A 1,660-nucleotide genomic window follows, 5' to 3' on the forward strand; every position below is an offset into this window, starting at 1 on the left:
GCGATCTTGGCTGCCCGTCACGACGGGCTGGGTGATCCTCTCGATCGTCGTGACGGGCAGCCAGATCGCCCACGCCGCGGAGACGATAAGTCCGCTCGCGACGACGATCCGGCGCGGCCACGACCCGATCAGGCCGTCGGGCAGGCTGAGCGCGCACGCCAGCCAGGCCACCACCGCGACCGGCGTCGCCTGGGGCCAGATGGTCGCGGCGACCTGCGCGATCACCACCAGCCCCGCCGTGCGCGCGAGCAGCGGCCGGTCCGCGAGGAGCGCCGCGACGGCGGCACCGGCCCAGGCCACGCAGAGCACGACCGAGGCGACGGCGAACGCGCCGAGAGCGGTCCCCGCCGCGACGGTCACGAGCGGCGGGGCGGCTGTCTCAAGCATGGGCTCACTCCGTCCGCAGTATGTGGCCGATGCGCAGCCGGCCGACGATCCGCCCCGGCCAGGCTGCGAGGAGGTTGGCCAGCAGCAGTGTCAGCGGGCCGACCAGGAGCAGCGCCCAGACGGCGACCGGCGGCACGTACGCCAGCGGCATGATGTCGGCGACGATACGCCACAACGTGCGCCCGGCCGCCAGCCCGAGTGGAACGCCGAAGGCCAGCCCGGCCAGCGCGAGCAGGGTGGCCTGTGTGACGACCGCCCACCTGGCCTGCCGGCGGGTCATGCCCAGCGCCCGCAGCACGGCGACCTCGTGCCGCCTGCGCCGCACCGCGGTCGCCAGTGCGTGGCCGACCGCGCCGAGGGCCAGCAGCGCGAGGAACCCGGCGAGCAGCAGCGGCAGCTCCTCCACGTCGCGGATCTGCCGTACCTGCTGGATCTCTATCGGGTCGCCGAACCCCACGCCGGGATGTCCGGCGACCTTCGCGGCCAGGTCCGTCAGCCTGCTCCGGACCGTCTCCAGATCGGCTCCCGGGCGGAGCGCGATCTGCGCGGTGTGGAACTTGAAGTCGAAGTGGGCGTCGCCGAACAGGGCGTCGTACCCCTCTGGTGTGACCCAGCCGCCGTCGCGGTAGTCGTTGTGCGGGCCCATCGGCAGGAACGAGAGGCCCGTGACGGTGAGCTGGATAGGCTTCTGCCCGCCGCCGAGCGTGACCCGGTCGCCGACGTCGACGCCGAGCTGGGAGGCGCTGGCGGGAGCGAGCGCGATCTCTTGTGCCGACGCCGGCATCCGCCCGTTCAGCACGAGCGCGTCGATGGGGCGGCCGACCGGGTGGAACGTGTACGCGGTGACGGACACGCCCGGCTCCCTGCCTTCCGCGGGCGCCTCGGCGACCGCGACCTTGCCGTCGTTCACGCCTATGACGTCGGGGTCCTTGGCCACCGCCGCGAGCAGCTTGCCGGCCGGGGCGAACTCCTGGCCGTTGAATCCGAGAAACGCGGAGAACTGGTACGCCTGGCCGAACCTGATCGGATTCTCCGCGGCGTCCTTGACGCCCGCGGAGAACGTGAACGCGGCCAGCACGCCGAGCACGCCGGCGATCGCGCCGAAGAGCGCGGGCCGGACGGGCACGGCGCTGCGGCCCCGGCCGGGCTCGAGCGCGAACCGCGCCCCGACGACGAACGGCACCGGCAGGCCCGCGCGGCTCGCGGCCAGCGCCACGGCCGAGCGGCGGCCGCTGTGCTCGCCCGTGCGCTGGGCCAGCGCCGCGGCGGCGGC

The 1,660-nt window shown here is 74.4% G+C and carries 2 protein-coding genes; both read right to left on the minus strand.

Annotated elements, in window-relative coordinates:
• The coding region (locus AB0J09_RS64255) for a hypothetical protein (protein WP_360714271.1) at positions 1-387 on the minus strand (387 nt) is incomplete at its 3' end.
• Positions 388-391: 4 nt separating this feature from the next.
• On the minus strand, positions 392-1,660 hold a 1,269-nt coding region (locus AB0J09_RS64260), incomplete at its 5' end, for an FtsX-like permease family protein (protein ID WP_360714273.1).

Origin of the sequence: Nonomuraea sp. NPDC049784, from assembly GCF_040659615.1 — a bacterium.
In the GTDB taxonomy this organism is placed as follows: Bacteria; Actinomycetota; Actinomycetes; order Streptosporangiales; family Streptosporangiaceae; genus Nonomuraea.